This window comes from Streptomyces sp., assembly GCF_031178505.1.
In the GTDB taxonomy this organism is placed as follows: Bacteria; Actinomycetota; Actinomycetes; order Streptomycetales; family Streptomycetaceae; genus Streptomyces; species Streptomyces gulbargensis.
The window spans coordinates 1-17444 of record NZ_JAPSIW010000055.1 but is presented as its reverse complement, the minus strand read 5'-3'; the positions used below and the strand labels follow the sequence as shown (position 1 = coordinate 17444).

Annotated in this window: 18 protein-coding genes and 1 pseudogene; 9 read left to right on the top strand and 10 right to left on the bottom strand. The window is 73.6% G+C overall.

Features of this window, described 5'->3' with window-relative positions:
• The 3 genes and pseudogenes from RIF68_RS07195 to RIF68_RS07185 all read right to left on the bottom strand — a co-directional run.
• Nucleotides 1-334: pseudogene (locus tag RIF68_RS07195) on the bottom strand (PAS domain-containing protein); the annotation flags it as partial.
• On the bottom strand, nucleotides 334-1137 hold the full coding sequence (locus RIF68_RS07190; protein WP_309050289.1) for an alpha/beta hydrolase: 804 nt from the start codon (nucleotides 1135-1137) through the stop codon (nucleotides 334-336). The pseudogene RIF68_RS07195 and the gene RIF68_RS07190, both read right to left, overlap by 1 nt.
• A 570-nt stretch (nucleotides 1138-1707) precedes the next feature.
• Nucleotides 1708-2112 carry a helix-turn-helix domain-containing protein gene (locus RIF68_RS07185; protein WP_309050288.1) on the bottom strand — a complete coding sequence of 135 codons (405 nt, stop codon included), beginning with the start codon at nucleotides 2110-2112 and terminating at the stop codon, nucleotides 1708-1710.
• 90 nt (nucleotides 2113-2202) lie between these two features.
• Between RIF68_RS07185 and RIF68_RS07180 the strand changes: the two genes are divergently transcribed.
• Nucleotides 2203-3030, top strand: a complete 828-nt coding sequence (locus RIF68_RS07180) for an NAD(P)H-binding protein (protein WP_309050287.1) — start codon at nucleotides 2203-2205, stop codon at nucleotides 3028-3030.
• 182 nt (nucleotides 3031-3212) lie between these two features.
• Here RIF68_RS07180 and RIF68_RS07175 read toward each other — a convergent pair whose 3' ends face one another.
• The 3 genes from RIF68_RS07175 to RIF68_RS07165 form a co-directional block, all read right to left on the bottom strand.
• On the bottom strand, nucleotides 3213-3509 hold the full coding sequence (locus RIF68_RS07175) for a hypothetical protein (RefSeq protein ID WP_309050286.1): 297 nt from the start codon (nucleotides 3507-3509) through the stop codon (nucleotides 3213-3215).
• Between the two features lie 433 nt (nucleotides 3510-3942).
• Complete coding sequence (locus tag RIF68_RS07170) at nucleotides 3943-4863, bottom strand: PaaX family transcriptional regulator C-terminal domain-containing protein (protein WP_309050285.1); 921 nt, start codon at nucleotides 4861-4863, stop codon at nucleotides 3943-3945.
• Entirely contained in the window at nucleotides 4860-5429 is a 570-nt protein-coding gene (locus RIF68_RS07165) for a GNAT family N-acetyltransferase (protein ID WP_309050284.1), read from the bottom strand. The genes RIF68_RS07170 and RIF68_RS07165 overlap by 4 nt, the downstream gene beginning before the upstream one ends.
• Before the next feature lie 296 nt (nucleotides 5430-5725).
• Between RIF68_RS07165 and RIF68_RS07160 the strand changes: the two genes are divergently transcribed.
• The gene (locus RIF68_RS07160; RefSeq protein WP_309050283.1) at nucleotides 5726-6706 is read left to right on the top strand and encodes a CocE/NonD family hydrolase; all 981 of its coding nucleotides are present in this window, start codon (nucleotides 5726-5728) and stop codon (nucleotides 6704-6706) included.
• Nucleotides 6707-6764: 58 nt separating this feature from the next.
• Here the strand turns inward: RIF68_RS07160 and RIF68_RS07155 are convergent, their stop codons facing one another.
• The 3 genes from RIF68_RS07155 to RIF68_RS07145 all read right to left on the bottom strand — a co-directional run bounded on the left by RIF68_RS07155 (nucleotide 6765) and on the right by RIF68_RS07145 (nucleotide 7943).
• Entirely contained in the window at nucleotides 6765-7256 is a 492-nt protein-coding gene (locus RIF68_RS07155; protein WP_309050282.1) for a MarR family winged helix-turn-helix transcriptional regulator, read from the bottom strand.
• A gap of 100 nt (nucleotides 7257-7356) precedes the next feature.
• Complete coding sequence (locus RIF68_RS07150; protein WP_309050281.1) at nucleotides 7357-7764, bottom strand: FhaA domain-containing protein; 408 nt, start codon at nucleotides 7762-7764, stop codon at nucleotides 7357-7359.
• Nucleotides 7765-7796: 32 nt separating this feature from the next.
• The gene (locus tag RIF68_RS07145; protein ID WP_309050280.1) at nucleotides 7797-7943 is read right to left on the bottom strand and encodes a hypothetical protein; all 147 of its coding nucleotides are present in this window, start codon (nucleotides 7941-7943) and stop codon (nucleotides 7797-7799) included.
• A 361-nt stretch (nucleotides 7944-8304) separates the two neighbouring features.
• On the opposite strand from RIF68_RS07145, the gene RIF68_RS07140 reads away from it, so the two are divergent.
• From RIF68_RS07140 to RIF68_RS07110, 7 genes are all read left to right on the top strand, one after another.
• Nucleotides 8305-8838, top strand: a complete 534-nt coding sequence (locus RIF68_RS07140) for a hypothetical protein (protein WP_309050279.1) — start codon at nucleotides 8305-8307, stop codon at nucleotides 8836-8838.
• Nucleotides 8839-9428: 590 nt separating this feature from the next.
• On the top strand, nucleotides 9429-10103 hold the full coding sequence (locus RIF68_RS07135) for an adenosylcobinamide amidohydrolase (protein WP_309050278.1): 675 nt from the start codon (nucleotides 9429-9431) through the stop codon (nucleotides 10101-10103).
• A 300-nt stretch (nucleotides 10104-10403) separates the two neighbouring features.
• The gene (locus tag RIF68_RS07130; RefSeq protein ID WP_309050277.1) at nucleotides 10404-10646 is read left to right on the top strand and encodes a DUF3072 domain-containing protein; all 243 of its coding nucleotides are present in this window, start codon (nucleotides 10404-10406) and stop codon (nucleotides 10644-10646) included.
• The gene (locus RIF68_RS07125; RefSeq protein ID WP_309050276.1) at nucleotides 10630-12399 is read left to right on the top strand and encodes an ATP-dependent DNA helicase RecQ; all 1770 of its coding nucleotides are present in this window, start codon (nucleotides 10630-10632) and stop codon (nucleotides 12397-12399) included. Before RIF68_RS07130 ends, RIF68_RS07125 begins: the two co-directional genes overlap by 17 nt.
• 236 nt (nucleotides 12400-12635) lie before the next feature.
• Nucleotides 12636-14063, top strand: a complete 1428-nt coding sequence (locus tag RIF68_RS07120) for a uracil-xanthine permease family protein (protein ID WP_375165089.1) — start codon at nucleotides 12636-12638, stop codon at nucleotides 14061-14063.
• Nucleotides 14060-15496: an amidohydrolase family protein gene (locus tag RIF68_RS07115; protein ID WP_309050275.1), complete on the top strand. Its 1437-nt coding sequence runs from the start codon at nucleotides 14060-14062 to the stop codon at nucleotides 15494-15496. Before RIF68_RS07120 ends, RIF68_RS07115 begins: the two co-directional genes overlap by 4 nt.
• Nucleotides 15493-16203 (top strand): sulfite exporter TauE/SafE family protein, encoded by a 711-nt coding sequence (locus tag RIF68_RS07110; protein ID WP_309050274.1) that lies wholly within the window; start codon nucleotides 15493-15495, stop codon nucleotides 16201-16203. Before RIF68_RS07115 ends, RIF68_RS07110 begins: the two co-directional genes overlap by 4 nt.
• Here RIF68_RS07110 and RIF68_RS07105 read toward each other — a convergent pair.
• On the bottom strand, nucleotides 16187-17227 hold the full coding sequence (locus RIF68_RS07105) for a substrate-binding domain-containing protein (protein WP_309050273.1): 1041 nt from the start codon (nucleotides 17225-17227) through the stop codon (nucleotides 16187-16189). The two genes, RIF68_RS07110 and RIF68_RS07105, sit on opposite strands and share 17 nt — an antisense overlap.
• Between the last annotated feature and the right edge of the window lie 217 nt (nucleotides 17228-17444).

Here is a 17444-nt window from a genome sequence, read left to right as displayed (position 1 = left end):
TGATCTCCAGGGCGATTCCGTTGATCTCGCCCTGCATCCGCAGCAGCGGGGCGAAGTGCGTCTCGTGGTAGAGCTTGCCGCCGACGGTGAGCAGATCGGTGAACCGCATGCGGCCGACGACCGCCTCGCGTTCCAGGCCCAGCCAGTTCAGCAGGGTGGCGTTGATCTTCGCGATGGTGCCGTCCATGAGCGTGGACAGGTATCCGCACGGCGCGGCCTCGTACAGATCCTCGGCGCTGTCCTCCAGGAGCGCGGCGAACGCCGCGTCCGCCGCGGTCGCGTCGTCGGAACCGTGCGAGTCGCTGGAGTCGTGTCCCTGCCCCGCGCGGCACATCAGCGCAGGCTCGCGAGGAAGTCCAGGATGGCCTCGTTGGTCGCCTCGGGCGCGGACAGCTGCGGGCAGTGGCCGGTCGCCTTCAGGGTGATCAGGCGGGAGCCGGGAATCGCCTGGTGGACGAACGCGCCGACCTCGCGGGGGGCGATCACGTCCTCGGTGCACTCGAGCACCAGCGTCGGCACCCGTACCGTACGCAGATCGTCCCGCGAATCGGACAGGAAGGTGGTCCGGGCGAAGACGCGTGCGATGTCGGGGTCGGTCGCGCAGAAACTGTTCGTGAGCTCCGCGCCCAGTTCGGGCCGCTCCGGGTTCCCCATGATGATCGGGGCCATCGTCGACGACCACCCGAGGTAGTTCGCCTCCAGCGACCCCAGAAGCTCGTCGATGTCCTCGGCGCTGAAGCCGCCGCGATAGCCCTCGTCGTCCACGTACCGCGGGGAGGGGGCGACCATCACCAGCGCGCCGATCCGCTCCGGAGCGGCGTCGGCGGCCAGGACACCGACCATCGCGCTGACCGAATGCCCGACGAGGACGGCGTCGCGGAGATCGAGTTCCTCGCAGACCTCCACGACATCGCGTGCGTAGCCGTCGAGGGAGGCGTAACGATCCTCCGTGAAGGCGGACAGCTCCGAGCGGCCGGAACCGACGTAGTCGAACAGGACGACCCGGTGGTCCCGGGCCAGGGCGGGTACCGTGAGGCGCCACATGTTCTGGTCGCAGCCGAAGCCGTGGGCCAGAACCACCGTCCTCCCCCGGGGGTTGCCGGTGACCGTGATGTTGTTCCTGCGAGCGATGTCCATCAGAACAGTCTCGCAGGTCGTCGGCGGAACCCGACCGGGCGGGGGCCGCGGGCCCCGCGCCGGCGGCCGGGCACCGGAGGCGCCGCGCGCCGCGGTCGCCACGCCGCACGACCGCCGGCGGACCGCCGGGACCGGCCGTCCGACCGTCCGCCGACGCGCACCGCCGGTACGGCGGGGAGTGGCGGGCCCTACGCCGCGACACCGACAGCTCGGCCGCCATGACGGCGTCGCCGCCCCGGCGGAGCACCGTCCGCCCGGACCGGCGGTGCCGGACCGGCGTGACGGGCTCGAAGTCCTGGAAGGTGGCACCACGCCCCCGCGCGCCCCGGCATCCGTCGCCGACGCCGAGCGCGGTCTCCACGACCACGTGGACCAGGTCGTGCGGAAGGCTCGGGCCGTCGGGCTGTGCGGGCAGCCGGACGTCCGGCCCCTCACGGGCACGGACCGGAGATCGCGTGCTGTGGCTCCGGCGGCTTCCGGGAGACGATCTCCCGCACGGAGGACGGTAGGCCGCTTCGAGCCCGCCGCCGACCGGACTCTGGCGGTGCCGGGCCTCCGCACGCGAGCCGGTCATCCCGGGTGCTTCGCGTCCCAGGCCTCGCGGGAGCGGGCGATCGCGGAGCGGTGGTCGAGGGACCAGTCGACAAGCTGCTTGATGAGGTACGTCATGCTGTGCCCGGTCTCGGTGAGGGAGTACTGGACCTGGGGCGGAGTCGTCGGAAACACCTGCCGCGACACCAGCCCGTCCCGCTCCAGGCGGCGCAGCGTGAAGGTCAGCATGCGCTGCGAGACACCGTCGACCAGGCGCTGCAGCTCCCTGAACCGGCGCGGGCCCGCGGCCAGTTCGACGACCACGTGGACGGTCCATCTGTCGCCGAGCCGGTCCTGGACGTCCCGTACGCCGCACTCCTCGGCGCAGCTGACGACCGGTTCACCAGGCGCGGGGGTGGTGACATCCGTGTGCCCCTCCGACATCGATGTGCCTCCTTACAAGATCACGACCATCGCGCAAGGATGGTCCCAGGCACCTCGCCCGCACCGCCAGTCTCGACCCCAGGGGGAACCATGTTGCTCGTCACCGGCGTCTCCGGCGCCCTCGGCTCGCTCGTCGCGGAGCGGGTCGCCGGCCGCGAGGACGTCGTCCTCGGCACCCGCGCCGGCCTTCCCGGCACCCGGCTCGTGGACTTCGACGACCCGTCGACCCTCCCGGACGCCTTCGCCGGGATCGACACACTCCTGCTGATATCGGCGGGGTACGGGGAGGACGACGTCGTGGTCGCCCGCCACGAGGCCGCCGTCTCCGCTGCCGAGCGCGCCGGGGTCGGCCACGTCGTGTACACCAGCCTCTCGGGCGACGGCGACCACCTGACGTACGCGCTCGCGCACCGCTGGACCGAGCGCCGTCTCCAGCGGTCCAGGCTGAACTGGACAATCCTGCGCAACGGCCTCTACGCCGAGTTCCTGACCTGGATCGCCACCCCCGACGCCGACAACCGCATCACCGGTCCGCTCGGTGACGGCGGGCTGGCGGCCGTGGCCCGGGCCGACCTGGCCGACATCGCGGTCTCGGTGGCCACCGACCCGGCGCCGCACGCGGGCCGCGTCTACGAGCTCGTCGGGGACCGCCCGCTGGGCGGCGCCGAGCTGGCGGAGGCGCTGGGTGCCACGTACGCCCCGGTGACGCTGGCGGAGGCCCGTACCGCCATCACCGCCTCCGGCGCGCAGGCTTTCCAGGTGCCGATGCTCGCGAGCACGTACTCGGCGATCGCCCACGGCTTCCTGGACGGCTCGGGCGTCACGAGCGACCTGCGGGCGCTGCTCGGGGGACGCGAGCCGCTGGACGCCCTGGACGTGTTCGTGGCGGCGGTACGCGAAGGTGCCGCAGCGGCCTGAGCGGGCCTACGGGGGGGGAGACGGCCAGTGAGGGACGTTGGCCTCCCCGGACACCGGACTTCACGGCGGGTGCGGGTGCCGGAGCGGGGCGGACCGGGGGGAGCGGCCGGTGCGGGCACGCCCCGCTCCCTCTGCGGTCCGCCTCCCCCGGCCGAGCGGGAAGCACGGCCGGGAGACACACGTCAGGGGGTGTCGCCGGTGTGGTGGAAGCGGCAGCTGACGCCGGGGCCTGGCCTCCGTGGCTCGCCCGGGCGCGGGTCGTAGAGGGCACGTCCGCCCGGCCACCGGCCGAGCTCGGTGGTCAGGGCGGCTCCGTCGTCGATCTCCTCGGGACGCCAGCCGTGGATGTCCAGCAGGAGGCCGTCCAGCGGGCCGCCGACGAGTTCGGCGTAGGTCCGTCCGGGGTTCGGGCCCGGATCGGGGTCGTCGTGGTCGCGGCCGTAGACCCGGCCGCGCAGCAGCTGCTCGTCACCGTTCATCCGGCCAGCTTTTCAGCCACCACCGACAACAGGGCCGCCGACGGGATCCGCGCGGGCGTGCGTGCCCGCCCGGCTCACCGGCCCGCGCCCCCGCTCCCCCGGCGAGGCCGGTCCTCCGGCCGAGGACTCAGCTCTCCTTCGGGGCACACCTCGGCGTCCCGGGAACGGGCCGCGGCAGGCGCGGTGCGGGCCACACCGGCTCCCGGCGCCGGGCCGCCCATCGCTCCGCGGGCGCGAACGGGCCGGTGCGTGCGGCGAGCACCGCGAGGGTTTCGTCGCGGCGGCGTCCATGGACCGGTGCTCGGCGCCGGTGACGGTACCGAGCCGCCGTACGCGGGCGTACTCGCCTCCGGTGCCTCGGCGGACGTGACGGCCGCCTGAGCGGCGGGCACGGGGTGGCCGCCGTTCCCGGTCGACCCGGGCCGGTCGCCCGTCAGGTACCGCGCTCGGCGGTCGGGGCCAGAAGGTCCCCGTACCGGACGAACAGGCGGGGGGCGGGGGTGCCGGCGTGGGCGTCGGCCTCGGCGAGCGCGGTCCAGCAGGCGGCCGTGAGCCGGCGGGCCTGGGTGCCGGGCCACGGCTGCGGGAGGAGTTCGGGAGGCAGGAGGGGATCCGGCTCCATGGCCTCGGTGAAGACGGCGGCGAGCTGGACGGCCATGGTCAACCGCTCCGGCCCGGTGAGGCCGTCCCGCCGGGCGAGCCGTTCCAGGCAGCTGCGGGCGAAGTCGGCGAGACGGTCGTGGCGGGCGGCGATGTCACCGAGGGGCCACAGGGCGGCGGCCAGGGCGGAGGGGTCACCGATGCCCCCGATGCGCAGGTCGGTGGTGGTGAAGGTGGTGAGCGCGTCAGCGACGCCGAGGTGACGGGCCCGGGCTTCGACGAGGTCTTCGACGGGGTTGGCACTGACGTAGAGCCCGCTCTGGACGGGAGCGGCGCCGAGGTGGCGCAAGGTGTCGCGCAGAGCGTCGCGGGAGGTCCTGTTCGACTCCGGGACGGCGAAGGCGAAGAGGTGCCACACCCGGTCCCAGGCGGCGAGCCCCTGGTCCTGGCGGTAGGCGTGGCGGACGTAGGCGACGTCAGGGGTGATCGAGCCGGCGACATCGGCGACCGCTCTCAGCAACGCCTTGCGTCCGCGGCCCTCGTGGGTGAAGCGGCCTTCGGCGACGAGCCGCTTGACGCAGAGGCGGACCTGCTGGTCGGTCATGCCGAGGAGACCGGCCACGGCGTAGAGCTCCCCTGCGTCGACCGTGCCGTCCTGCCGGACGAGGGCGTGGACGAGAAGCCGGGTGGGGACGGTCACGGGGACGGTGTCGTCGTGCGCGTCGGGCCGCGCGGCTTTCCGGGGGGTGCTCATCGTGCCTCCGGGTGGTGCGGGGAATCGGCCGGTGCGACGGGCCGGTGCATGGTGGTGACGGCTCCGAAGCCCATCAGATCGCGCAGGTAAGGGGTCTTCTCGGTGCGTACGGCGGTGAAGCCGTGGCGTTCGTACAGGGCGCGGGCGCGCGGGTTGGTGTCGATGACGTCGAGGCGGACACGCCGGCAGGAGTGATCGGCCGCCACGCCCGCGATCTCGCGCAGCAGGCGAGCGCCGATGCCCCGGCCCCGGTGCTCGGGGGCGACGGCTATGCCGTCCATCACGAGTTCGCCTGCGGCGGGTCGCCGTTCCATGAGGGCGAGAAGGGCGAGGCGGGGCAGGCCGCGCAGGATGCCGTACGAGGACAGGACGTCTCCCGCGCCGCCGCCCGTCAGGCCGTGCCCGCCGAGTCGGTAGCCGGCCACCCCCGCCACCTCCCCGCCGACGAGGGCGACCACGCCGCGGTCGTGGCGGAGGTGTGCCGCGAGGAAGGCGCGGGCCTTGTCCGGCGGGTCGAGGGCGGGGCCGAGCTTCCGGCCGAACGCCTCCCAGTACAGCGCGGCCACGCGTGACTCACTGCCCGGGGGTACGCCTCTGCGCACCGTCACGGCATCCGCGCTCCCGGGTCGGCACCCTTCCGCACGGGCGTCCCCCGCTGTCCCCGGGAACGGTGCGCCGTGGCACTCCCCGCTTGCACTATCTCTTTCCATGCGTTCATTCTATCCACGATCGTTTCGCGCTCGATAGTTTTGGGGGAAGAGGAATGAGACGACGGTGGGCGGCGCCTTCGCGGCGTCGACGGCGCGTCCTCGTGTGGACGTCGGTCGCCGTGCTGTTGGCCGGTCCGGGGCTCGGAGGGGTCGTGATCGCGCAGAACACCTACGCCCTGCGCGAGGAATCCGTCACGGTGCGGCACGGCGGGCGGCTGCTGGACGGCGTCCTGTCACGGCCGCCAAGCGGCGACGGGCCGTACGGCCTGGTCGTGTTCGTCCACGGCGACGGGCCCGTCGACGCCACGCACGACACCTTCTACCGCCCTCTGTGGGAGTCCTTCGCCGAGGCCGGTTACGCCTCGCTCTCGCTGAGCAAGCCGGGTGTCGGCGGCTCGGAGGGGAACTGGCTGGACCAGAGCATGGAGGACCGGGCGGACGAGACCCTCGCCGCGATCGCCTGGGCCCGGACCCGCCCCGACATCGACGGCCGGCGCATCGGCCTGTGGGGAGCGAGCCAGGCCGGGTGGGTGCTGCCGAAAGTCGCGGCCCGCGACCGCACCGTGCGGTTCGTCATCGCCGTCTCCCCCGCCGTGGACTGGCAGCGGCAGGGCCGCTTCAACCTCCTCGCCGAACTGCGCAGGGACGGGGCGACACAGGGCGAGACCCGAGCCGCGCTGCGACGGCGGGAGACGACGCTGCGTCTGCTGCGGCAGGGCGCCACCTTCGAGCAGTACCGCGACGCCGTCGGCCGCACCGACGGCATGACGTCCGAGCGCTGGCGGTTCATCGCGAAGAACTTCCGCTCCGACGCGAGCGGGGACCTACGGGCCATGCGCAACACGCCCACGCTCCTGGTGCTGGCCGGACACGACCTCAACGTCGACGTCGCCGACACCGAGGTCACGTACCGCCGCGTCCTCCCGCCCGCCAGCCTGACGGTGCGGCACTACCCGGAGGCCACCCACTCGCTGCTCGACCACGCCGTCGAAACCTCCGAGCCGCGCCTCACCCTGACCGCCGTCCTCGCCCCACGGCAGCTGTACGCCGACGGATTCCTCTCCGACCAGCGCGAGTTCCTGCGGCGGATCACCGCCCGCGAGGGGGGCGGCCGAACCTCAGGGCACTCCTGATGAGGCGGCGGCCGCGGGACGTGGTCCCGGCGGCGTCCCCCGGCCGCACGCCTCCGGCTCAGGGATTTCCGATTCTCTCGGCGTTGGCGATCATCGCGCGCAGCACTTTGAGCGCGGTCACGTACTCCTCGTCGCTGATTCCCCGGTGGACCTCCGCGCGGAGCCGCGTGGCCAGTTCACGCAGCCGGAGCCTGGCGGCCTCTCCCGCATCGGTGAGACGCAGGGCCTGTCCTTCGTCGAGCCGCAGCCAGCCCCGGTGGAGCAACTGGTCGATCACCCGGGGGATTTCGCGCGGCCCGCCCGCCAGAGGGGTCAGCTGCTCGGACACCTCGTCCCGGCCGGGGGGCGTGGGCCCCGCGGACACCCGGTTGAGGACCCAGTACTGCGGCTGGGTGACGTCGACGCGGGCCATGGCATCCCGCAGGCGCCGGGTGACGGCCTCGTGGACGACGCCGCTCCAGTAGCCGATGGGCTGACTGGCCAGCATGTCATCCGTGGCGGCCGGATCGGCCGGCGCCTGGTCGGTGAGGGCCCCGCTCGACTGTTCCATGATCAGGACGCTACACGCCCGTGCTCCGTACGGGGAGAGGGTGCCCGGCCAAGGCCTTCCGGTCAGGCCGGGCTCCGGCCCGGAAAGGGCCGGCGCTGTCTCAGCCCTCCCCCGGGAAGGCGTCCGCGCGCACGTGGGGCATGGGGCCGCTGGACACCCGGTACGGTTCACCGTCGGGCAGGTCCGTGGGGGTGATGCGGACGGTCAGCGGCCCCGCCCATTCGTAGTCCTTTCGCCGGCCGTGCCGGGCCAGGGCGTCCGTCAGCTTCTCGCCCACGTCGTCGCAGCCCGCCCGCACGAGCTCGGCGTGCACTTCCGTCGCCAGCTCCACTTCGTAGGCGTTCGGGACGACCACGCGGTTCTCGCTGCACACCACGGCCTCTCGGTCGCATGCCTGTTGCAGCGCGTCGATCAACTCCACGGATCGATGGTCCTGGCCCCCCGGGAGAAGAGCGCTCTGCCACCGCTCCAGGGTCCGTTCCCAACGGGTCAGCTCCGTCCAGGTCATGTGTCTGCCCGTCCCTTCGCGACCGCCCGCCGTTACCGGCGTCCCCGCAACCGGCCCAGCAGCCCGCGCGCCTTGGCACGCGTACGCGGGTCGGCGGCGGCGCGCCGGGCCGACGCGACGGCCCGCTGCCCCTGCGGAGTGCGGGCGAACTCCTTGAGACGCCTGATCAGTCCGGACACGTCGTCCTCCCTCGGGTCGTGTGTACGGACCGCGTACCCGGTAATGCCCCAACGATGCGCGCGGACGCACGGCGACGGAATGTCGACGAGACGCCGGTGCGGGGCCGCCGTGCCGGGTGGTGAGCACGGTGCGGCGGGGGCGACCGCGACACGGCGGCGCGCGGATGCTGCCTCGCGCAGGCCTTCGATCCCGTAACTGTCGCCGACGTTCCAGGACGTGTCCCCTCCCCACCACGCCGGCCTGCGCCCCGTACACGTGAACCGTGGACGGTGAACCGGACGTCTCCGCCAGGCACGGCGGCCCCTCGGGAGGAGCGCGACGGCACCGGCGTTGTCGGTCCCCGGTGCTAGCTTCGCCACCATGGCAAACCGTTCGTATCTCTACTCCGCAGACTCGATTCCGACCGAGGCGGAGATCCCCCGGCGGATCCGCTGCATATCGGAGCACAACTGGGACATTCCACTCGCGCACAAGCTCATGGCCGGCCGCGGAACGACGATCGTCCCGTCCATGATCTGGAACCCCCCGATCGGCATCGCTGCGGACTACGCGGGCGGGGCGGCCCTGCTGCTCGACCTGCTGCGCGCGGTCGGCAAGGGGCTGGAGGACGACGCCGAGTTCGCCGAATGCGTCGCGAGGACCACGGCCCACTTGGACAAGCAGCAGGCGGCGTACTTCGTCCTCGAGACCGGGGAGATCGTCTCGATGACGGACGACGACCCGGCGGCGAGCGTACGGCGTCTGGCGTCCGAGGACATCCCCGACGCCGTCGCCGAGGCCGAGGCGGCGATCGCGGGGCGGAACGAGGACTGGCTGGCCTCGGTCCGGGCCGACTGGCAGAGGCACTTCGCGTCCTTCTACAGCGAGGCGCTCTACTTCTCCTTCCCCGGCTGACGGGTCCCGCGGACAGACGCGGGGGCGAACCCGGTCCGAACCGGGCCGTCCTCGACATCCATCCGCCGCAGGCGGGACCGGGCCGGTCCCGCCCGCGGCGGCATCGGTGATCCCCACCCGGCTCACCTTCCCGACGAGAGCACGTTCGGCGCCCGATCACAGACCATGGACCGGGGATCGGCCCGACTCACCGCACTGTCCTACGCGGCCCTGTGCGCGCCGTACTCCCGCGCTGACCGGGCGGTCCGATCCCGAGTTCCACCAGGTGACCCTCATCCGGCGGGGCAGCACGGCTTCGACCAGGCCGGCCGGCGCAGCCTGGTCACAGCCCGGAATCGTCCTGCACGACACCTCGCACCCCTGCGAGGGGAGGGTGCCCGCGTCGTCGCCGCGGAGCGAGTCCCTGATGCTGCGGTTTCCGAGGAAGCTCTCGCCCCTGCCCGACGCGCGGGCCACACGGCTGCCGGCCGTGCCGCTTCAGGGACGGCAGGGCACGGGGCCGTTGCTCGCCCAGTTCCTGCGGACAGTGGCGGACGAGGCCCCTGGTGACCGGCACGGATCGCCCAGGGGGGAACACGTACGATCAGGCGGTGAGCGCCGTTCCACCGCCCCGTCCCCCCGCCGCCCTCCTGCCCGTGCGGCACCTCACCCGCGTCGAGGACGGCGAGCGGCTGCACAGCCTGCTGTGGCGGGCCGGTGACGGGTGGCGGATGATCAGCAGCGCGGTGTTCGGCGGGGGTGTCGGGGAACGCTTCTGGGTCCTCAACGCGCAGGTGGCGCACGGATATCGGCGTACCGACCCGCACCGGCATCTCGCCGACCTGGCACGGGAGTACGGCGTCGGAGGTCCGGGGGTCGGACTGATGACGGCCGCCGACGTACGGGCGTACGGTCACGCGTGCGACGGCGGCGTGGAGGCCGTGGCCACCGCTGGACTGGGGGTGCGGGGCTGGGCCGCCGCCCCGCAGGAGGACGGCCTTCTGACGGCGGCTCCCGGGACGGTCAACATCGTGGTGGCACTGCCGGTGGCACTGGCGGACTCCGCCCTGGTCAACGCCGTGGCCACCGCCACCGAGGCGAAGGTGCAGGCGCTGCTCGACGAGGGGTACGACTGCTCCGGGACTCCGACGGACGCGGTGTGCGTCGCCGCCCGCACCGCGGAAGCGGGCGGCGAACTCCACGCGTTCGCCGGTCCCCGCTCGCTGTGGGGCGCACGCGTGGCCCGCGCCGTCCACCAGGCCGTACGCGCCGCGGCCGGAGCCTGACGCGACCTCGCGGCGTGGCGGGAACGCCGGGCCGGGTCGCGGTGCGCCCCCGTGACGGCCACCTCCGGGGCCCCGGCCGGGTGTACGGCGGCCCGACGCGTCAGGCGGAGAGCCGCGCGGCGATGGTCCGGCGGTGGCAGGAGGAGCAGCACGCCGCCGTACGGGTGACGGGGGCCCGCCACCTGCGGCGACGGTCGGCCGCGTCGTACGGCCGCCCTGTGCGGCGTCCGGGGCGGCGGCGCTTGTGCCCTCCGGCGGGACGGATGAATTTTCCGCCGCGAACCGGGTAGCCCGCCCCTCATGAGCGACGCGCAGGATCCGAGCAAGGACGTCGAGGACTGGGTGACGGGCGACGAACCCGCCACCGGGCCCCAGCTGAGTTATCTGCGGACACTGGCCCGTGAGGCGGGCGAGGAGGTACCGCCCGGACTCACGAAGGCGGAGGCGTCACGGATGATCGACCGCCTGCAGGGAGCCTCACCCCGTACCGCCGGGGACGGCGACACGCCGGAGGACGGAGCGGGCCGTGGCACCGGCCCGTGAGGGCGACTCCCGGCACCGGCGACACCGGCACGGGCGACACCGGCACGGCGAGGAGGACCGGACGCCGGCCGACACCGACGACCGGCTCCGCGAGGCGGCGAGGGAGGCCTTCGGCTGGCGCGAACTGCGTCCGGAACAGCTGGCCGCGATGCGGGAGGTCATGGCCGGGCGCGACAGCCTCGTCGTGATGCCGACCGGCGCGGGGAAGTCGGCGGTCTACCAGGTGCCCGCACTGCTCCTCGACGGGCCCACCGTCGTCGTCTCCCCGTTGCTCGCACTCCAGCGGGACCAGATCGCCGGACTGCTGGAGCACCGGGCTCCGTCCGCCGTCGCCGTCAATTCGGCCCAGTCGGCGCGGCAGACGGACGCGGCCTGGGAGGCGGTGCGCGCCGGGGAGGCCGAGTACCTCTTCCTCTCCCCCGAGCAGCTCGCCAAGGACGAGGTGCTGGAGCGGCTCGCGGCGGTGGCGCCGGCGTTGTTCGTCGTCGACGAGGCGCAGTGCGTCTCCGGGTGGGGGCACGATTTCCGGCCCGACTACCTCCGCCTCGCCCAGGCCGCCGAGCGGCTGGGCCGCCCGCCGCTGCTGGCGCTGACGGCCACGGCGGCTCCCCCGGTGCGGCAGGAGATCGTCGACCGGCTCGGCATGGAGGAGCCGGCGTTGGTCGTCGCCGGGTTCGACCGGCCGAACATCACCCTGCACGTCGTCCGTTTCCAGGACGAGGACGACAAGCGCCGCGCGGTGGTGGAACGCGCGGCCGGTGAGCCGAAGCCGGGGATCGTCTACGCCGGCACCCGCAAGGACACCGAGTGGTACGCCGAACAGCTGGCGGGCCTCGGCCTGTCGACGGCCGCCTATCACGCCGGCCTGCGCAGTGGCGAGCGGGCGCGGGTGCACGACGCCTTCCTGGACGGGAAGCTCGACGTCGTCGTCGCGACCTCGGCCTTCGGCATGGGCATCGACAAGGAGGACGTGCGCTTCGTCCTGCACGCCTCCGTCCCGGGCTCTCTGGACGCGTACTACCAGGAGATCGGACGCGCGGGCCGGGACGGGAAGCCCGCGGTCGCCGTGCTGCACTACCGGCCCGAGGACACGGGCATGCAGAACTTCTTCGCCGCCCGCACCCCCGGCCGTGAGGTGCTGGGCAAGGTCGCCCGGCAGCTGCACGAGCAGCGGGGGCCCCAGAACCTGGACGAACTGCGGGAGGGAACCGGGCTGTCGCGCAACCGCCTCACCGCCGCCGCCAACCTCCTGGAGGAGTCCGGCGCCGCGCGCGGCGATGCCGAGGGTGCCTTGCTCCCGGCGCCCGGCGTGTCCGCCGACGACGCGGTGGACCGGGCCGACGAGGCCGGGCAGGCACATCGCAGGCTGGAGCGGACGCGGGTGGAGATGGTACGCGCCTACGCCGAGACCACGGGATGCCGCCGCCGGTTCCTCCTGGGGTACTTCGGCGAGCCCTACGAGGGCGCGTGCGGCAACTGCGACGTGTGCCGGGCGGACGGTGGCGAGGACCTCGCCGTGCCGTCACCCGCCACGGAGGAGCCGGGAAACGACGGGGCGGAGGAGGACCGGGCGCCGTCGCCGTTCCCCACCGGGGCGCGGGTCCGCCACCAGGAGTGGGGCGACGGAACGGTCCTCGCGGAGGAGGGCGACCGGATCACCGTCCTGTTCGACACCATGGGCTACCGCACCCTGTCGCTGCCGGCCGTCGACGAGCACGACCTGTTGTCGGTCCTCGAACCGCCGCCCGGGTGACGCGGCCCCGCGCGGAGGCGGGCGCTTCGGTGACATCGGCGGCACGGCCCTCCCCGGGCATCGCGTGACGTCGGCGGCGCGGCCGTGCGCCGGTGTGCCGGAACCCTTGACGGCGTTCTCACGGCCTCCCCATACTGACGGCCAAATCGATTTGGCCAAATCGATTTGGCCCTCCGTCCGGGGCCGGATCACGGCTGATGTCCGAGCATGCCTCACGCCCCGAACGGAGCTCGAACGTGTCCAGTCACCGACCGCCCGCACCCCGTACGGAACAACCGACGACGCCTGAACCGGCCCCACCCGCCGGCACTCGCGACGAAGCCGGGCACTCCGCCGTCCACCCGGTCGACCAGTCGCGGCCCCTCGGACGGATCCTCCTCTTCGGCGTCCAGCACGTCCTCGTCATGGCGGCCACGCCCATCTCGGCGATCTTCCTGATGAGCGCCACCCTCCGTCTCGACCCCGGCCTGACCGTCGATCTGCTCTCGGCGGCGTTCGTGCTCTCCGGCGTCGGATCGCTGATCCAGTCGCTGGGGCCGTGGAAGTTCGGTCCCCGGCTGCCGTTCGTGATGCTGCCCGGCGGCGCGCCGCTCATCCTGTTCCTCGCCATCGCCGAGCAGCACGGCCTGCCGACCGCCACCGGCGCGGTCATCCTCACGGCCGCCTTCTGCTTCGTGGTCCTGCCGGTCTTCTCGCGGCTGCTCAGGTTCTTCCCGGCCCTCGTCATCGGCACCATGATCGTCATCGTCGGTGTCAACCTGGTGAAGGTCGGCGCCGTCCTCGTCACCGGCCGACCCGGTGAGCCCGGTTTCGCGGACACGACGAATCTCGCGCTCGGGATGGTGACGATCGGGTTCACCGTCGTCTTCTACCTGCTGTTCACCGGCGTCCTGCGCCAGCTCGCCGTGATGCTCGGCCTGGTCGCCGGCACGGTGGTGGCCGGGCTCCTCGGCCGCTTCGCGCCCGGCGGCGCCACCGAGGGGGACCTGATCAGCCTGCCGCAGCTGATGCCCTTCGGTGCCCCGCAGTTCAGCCTGATCGCGGCACTGCCGCTGATGCTCTACAGCCTCGCCTCCATGGCGGAGGCCACGGGTCAGACGGTCGTCAACGCCGAGGCCGTCGGCAAGAAGATCGACACCCGCGCCGACGTCCCCAAGACGGTCCGCGGTGATGCGCTGACCTCCCTCTTCGGCGGTTTCTTCGGACTGCCCCTCATGGTGACCAGCGGCGAGAACATCGGCATCGTCCGTGTCACCGGCGTCCGCAGCCGCTTCGTCACGGCCGCCGCGGGCGTGGTCCTCGTCCTCGTCGGCTTCCTCGCCCCCGTGACCCGCGCCATCAGCGTCGTCCCGTCCGCCGTGGTCGGCGGTACGGCGATGGTCGTCTTCGCCGTGATCACCGTGCTCGGCGTCCAGATGCTGGGCCGTTCCGACCTCGACCGGCACACCAGCACGTTCGTCTGCGCCGTCGCCCTGGCGCTGGGCCTGTTGCCGATCCTCGTCCCCGGCGTGTACGCCGGCTTCCCGCCGAACGTCCGGATCCTCCTCGAGAGCGGTGTCGCCGTCGGCGCGTTCGCCGCCGCCGTGCTCAACGTCCTGTTCCACCACGTCAGGCCGCGCGTCGCCGCCCGGCTGTCCACCCCGCGTACGGAAAGCGACCGATGAACCAGCTCACCCGCGACCTCCTGGACCCCCCCGGCCCGCTCCTCCTCGTCCCCGACGCCGTCCTCCTCCCGGAAGGACCCGTCGGGGGGCACGCGGTCGTCGTCGCCGGCGGATCCTTCCGCGCCGTCGGCCCCGCCGAGGAACTGGCGCGCGCGCATCCGGGGCTCGACGCCGTACCGCTGCCCGGCCATCTCCTGATGCCCGGCTTCGTCGACGCCCACCACCACCTGACCCAGAGCTTCGGCTCCGCGCTCGCCTTCGGCGAACCGTCCGAGATCTTCCGCAGGGTGTGGGTCCCGCTGGAAGGAGCGCTGGACGAGGAATCGGCGTACGTCTCCGCCAAACTCGCGGCGCTCGAGGCGCTGCGCGGCGGCTTCACCACCGTCACCGACGCCGGCACGCGCGCGTGTGTGGACGTCGACGCCGTCGCCTCGGCCGCGCGTGACGCCGGGATCCGCTGCGTCCTCGGACTCCTCTGCAACGACGTCCGGGACGACGCCACCGGCACCGCCGGGGACACCGGGATCGCCGGGGACGCGGCCCGCGGCACGGCCGTCCTCGAAGGCGCTGAGAAGCACCTGGCCCGGTACGACGGCGACCCGCTGATCCATCCCTCGCTCGCGGTCTCCATCCCCGAGGCCGCCACCCCCGCGGTACTCCACGGCACCGCCCGTCTCGCCGCCGAAGCGGGAGCGACCGTGCAGATCCACGTCAACGAGCACCTGGCCGGCGTCGAACGCTCTCTCCTCCGGCACGGCCTCCGGCCCGTCGAACACCTGCACAGGATCGGAGCGCTCGGGCCGCAGCTGCTCGCCGCCCACGCCACCCTGCTCACCCCCCGCGAGCTGACCCTGCTCGCCGACACCGGATCCGCCGTCAGCTACAACCCCGTGGCCAGCGCCTGGAAGGGCAACGCCGTCGCCCCGGCCACCGCCATGGCCGAACGGGGCATCCGCTTCGGCCTCGGCACCGACGGCACCAGAGGCGACGGGTTCCGGCTCGCGGACGCCGCCGAGTTCGCCCAGCGGATCGCCTACGGGCTGACCACCGGTGACTCCTCGTGCGGCGCCGGATGGACCTGGCTCGAACACGCCACCGCCGGCGGTGCCGACGCGGTGGGCCTCGGCGCGCGCACCGGCACCGTCGCCCCGGGACTGGCGGCCGACTTCCTCCTCGTCGACCTCACCAATCCCGAGCTCGCCCTCTCCTGGGACGTGCCGTGGGAGCTGGTACGCCGGGGAAACCGCGACCAGATCACCGCCGTGTTCGTCGCCGGACGCCTGCGGCTGTGGCACGGCCGGCCCGTCGGCTGGGACGGCCGGGCACTCGTGCGGCGGGCGGCCGAACTGGCCCGTACCGCCGTCGAAAGGGCGCCCATCACCCGCGCGCATCCCACCTCGGCGCAGGCACGGCAGCGGAGCGCCGCCCTGTGAGTACGGAAGCACTGGTGGTCCTCGCCGTCACGGTGGCCGTGGCCGCGTTCGTCCAGGGCAGCAGCGGCCTGGGCTTCGCCCTGATCGTCGCGCCGGTGGCCGGCATCCTCGACCCGGGGCTGCTCCCGGTGTTCGTCCTGGCGGCCATGATCCCGCTCAACCTGTACGTCGCGTGGCGCGAGCGCGCCTCGATCGACCTGCGCGGCGCGGGCTGGATCACGGGGGCGCGGCTGGCCGCCACACCCGCCGGGCTGGCGCTGCTCTGGCTGATACCGGAGCGTGGCATCGGCCTGTTCGTGGGCATCGCCACCGTACTGGCCGCGGTCGTCAGCCTCGCCGCACCCGCCTTCGCACCGGGCCGGCGGGCCTACCTCGGCGCGGGTGCGGTGACGGGGCTGACGGAGACCGCCACCGGCGTCGGCGGCCCCCCGCTCGCGCTCGTCTACCAGCACCGCCCACCCGCGGAACTGCGCTCGACCGTCGCGGCCTGCTTCCTCGTCGGGGAAGTCGCCTCCCTGCTGCTGCTGTTCGCGACGGGCAAGGGCGACCCCGCCGACCTCGGACCGGCGGTGGCGCTGCTGCCGGTGATCGCCGGGGGCGCGTGGCTGAGCCGGCTGGTGCACCACCGGCTGGACGCGCGCAGGACGCGGCTGTGCGTCCTCGTCTTCGCCCTGGTCTCCGGACTGGTGCTCATGCTCGGGCTGTGACGCGCAGCGACGACGCGCGTGGCACGAGGCGCGGCTCGGGCGCCGTCACCACCGTGGCGGCGCTCTCGCCGCGCAGCCGCCCGAGCAGCAGCTCCACCCCGTCGGCCGCCGCACGGTCCAGACGCAGGTCCACGGCGGTCAGCGGCGGCTCGCAGGTCCGCGCGCGCAGCCCGTCGTACCGGGTGACGACCATGACGTCGCCCGGTACGGACCGGCCGCTGTCGACGATCGCCCGCACGGCGCCCACCGCGAACGCGTCCACCAGTGCGCAGACCGCGTCGGTCCCGGGGTGTTCGGCGAGGAGGGCGGCACAGCGTTCGTAACCGGCCTCTTCGCCGCCGGTCTCCGGTGCGCTCGCCACGACGGGCGTCCAGCCGAACCGCTCGGCGACCTTCTCGTACGCCGCCAGCGCGTCGACCGACGAGTGCCGTGAGCCCGAGCCGATCAACAGCGCGGGCCGCTCGGCCCCCTGCTCCCGCAGATGCGTGAGGAGCAGCTCGGCAACCTGTCCGCCGCGCAGGTCGACGTACGGCGACGAGTCGTCCGGCGACACCGGGCGGCCGAGCGACACGTAGGGCAGCCCCCGCTCCGTGAGCTGCGCCACCGCCGCGTCGTTCACGTCCGGCTCGACGACGATGGCTCCGTCGATGTCCAGGGAGTACAGCGCGGACCCCGACTGCACGGGCGGCACGAGCACCAGGGCGTAGTCGTGCAGCAGGGCGCTCTCCGCGGCGGCGGCCGCGATCTCCATGTAGAAGCCGAGTCTTGACGCCCCGCCGGCCACGGCGAACGGCATCGAGGAGGTGAGCGCGATGGCCTTCGCCTCCCCCCGGCGCAGCCGCTGCGCCCGCAGGTTGGGCCGGTAACCGAGCTCGGCCGCGGTCTGCTTGACGCGCTCCCTCGTCCGCGGATCGACCTTGCCGATGCCGTTGAGGGCGTGCGAGACCGTCGTACGCGACACCCCGGCGATCCGCGCGACATCGGCGATCGTGGGCGGCCGCGAGCCGGGACCGGGGGTTCGCATGGACGGGCACTCCTTGCACGCTGACGACGGACACCCCATCTTCGCCGACCGGCCGCCCCACCGCGCCACCCCGCGGTGATTACCGCCGGGGCCGGTGCCGCTCGCCGTACGGCGGTGGTGAGGGGTTCACCGTTCCTCGGCGCGCCCGGCGCCCGGCGGTCGGGGCCGGTCCGTGAAGGCGGAGGCACCCCTCTCCGCCCGACCGCGCACGGGGGGG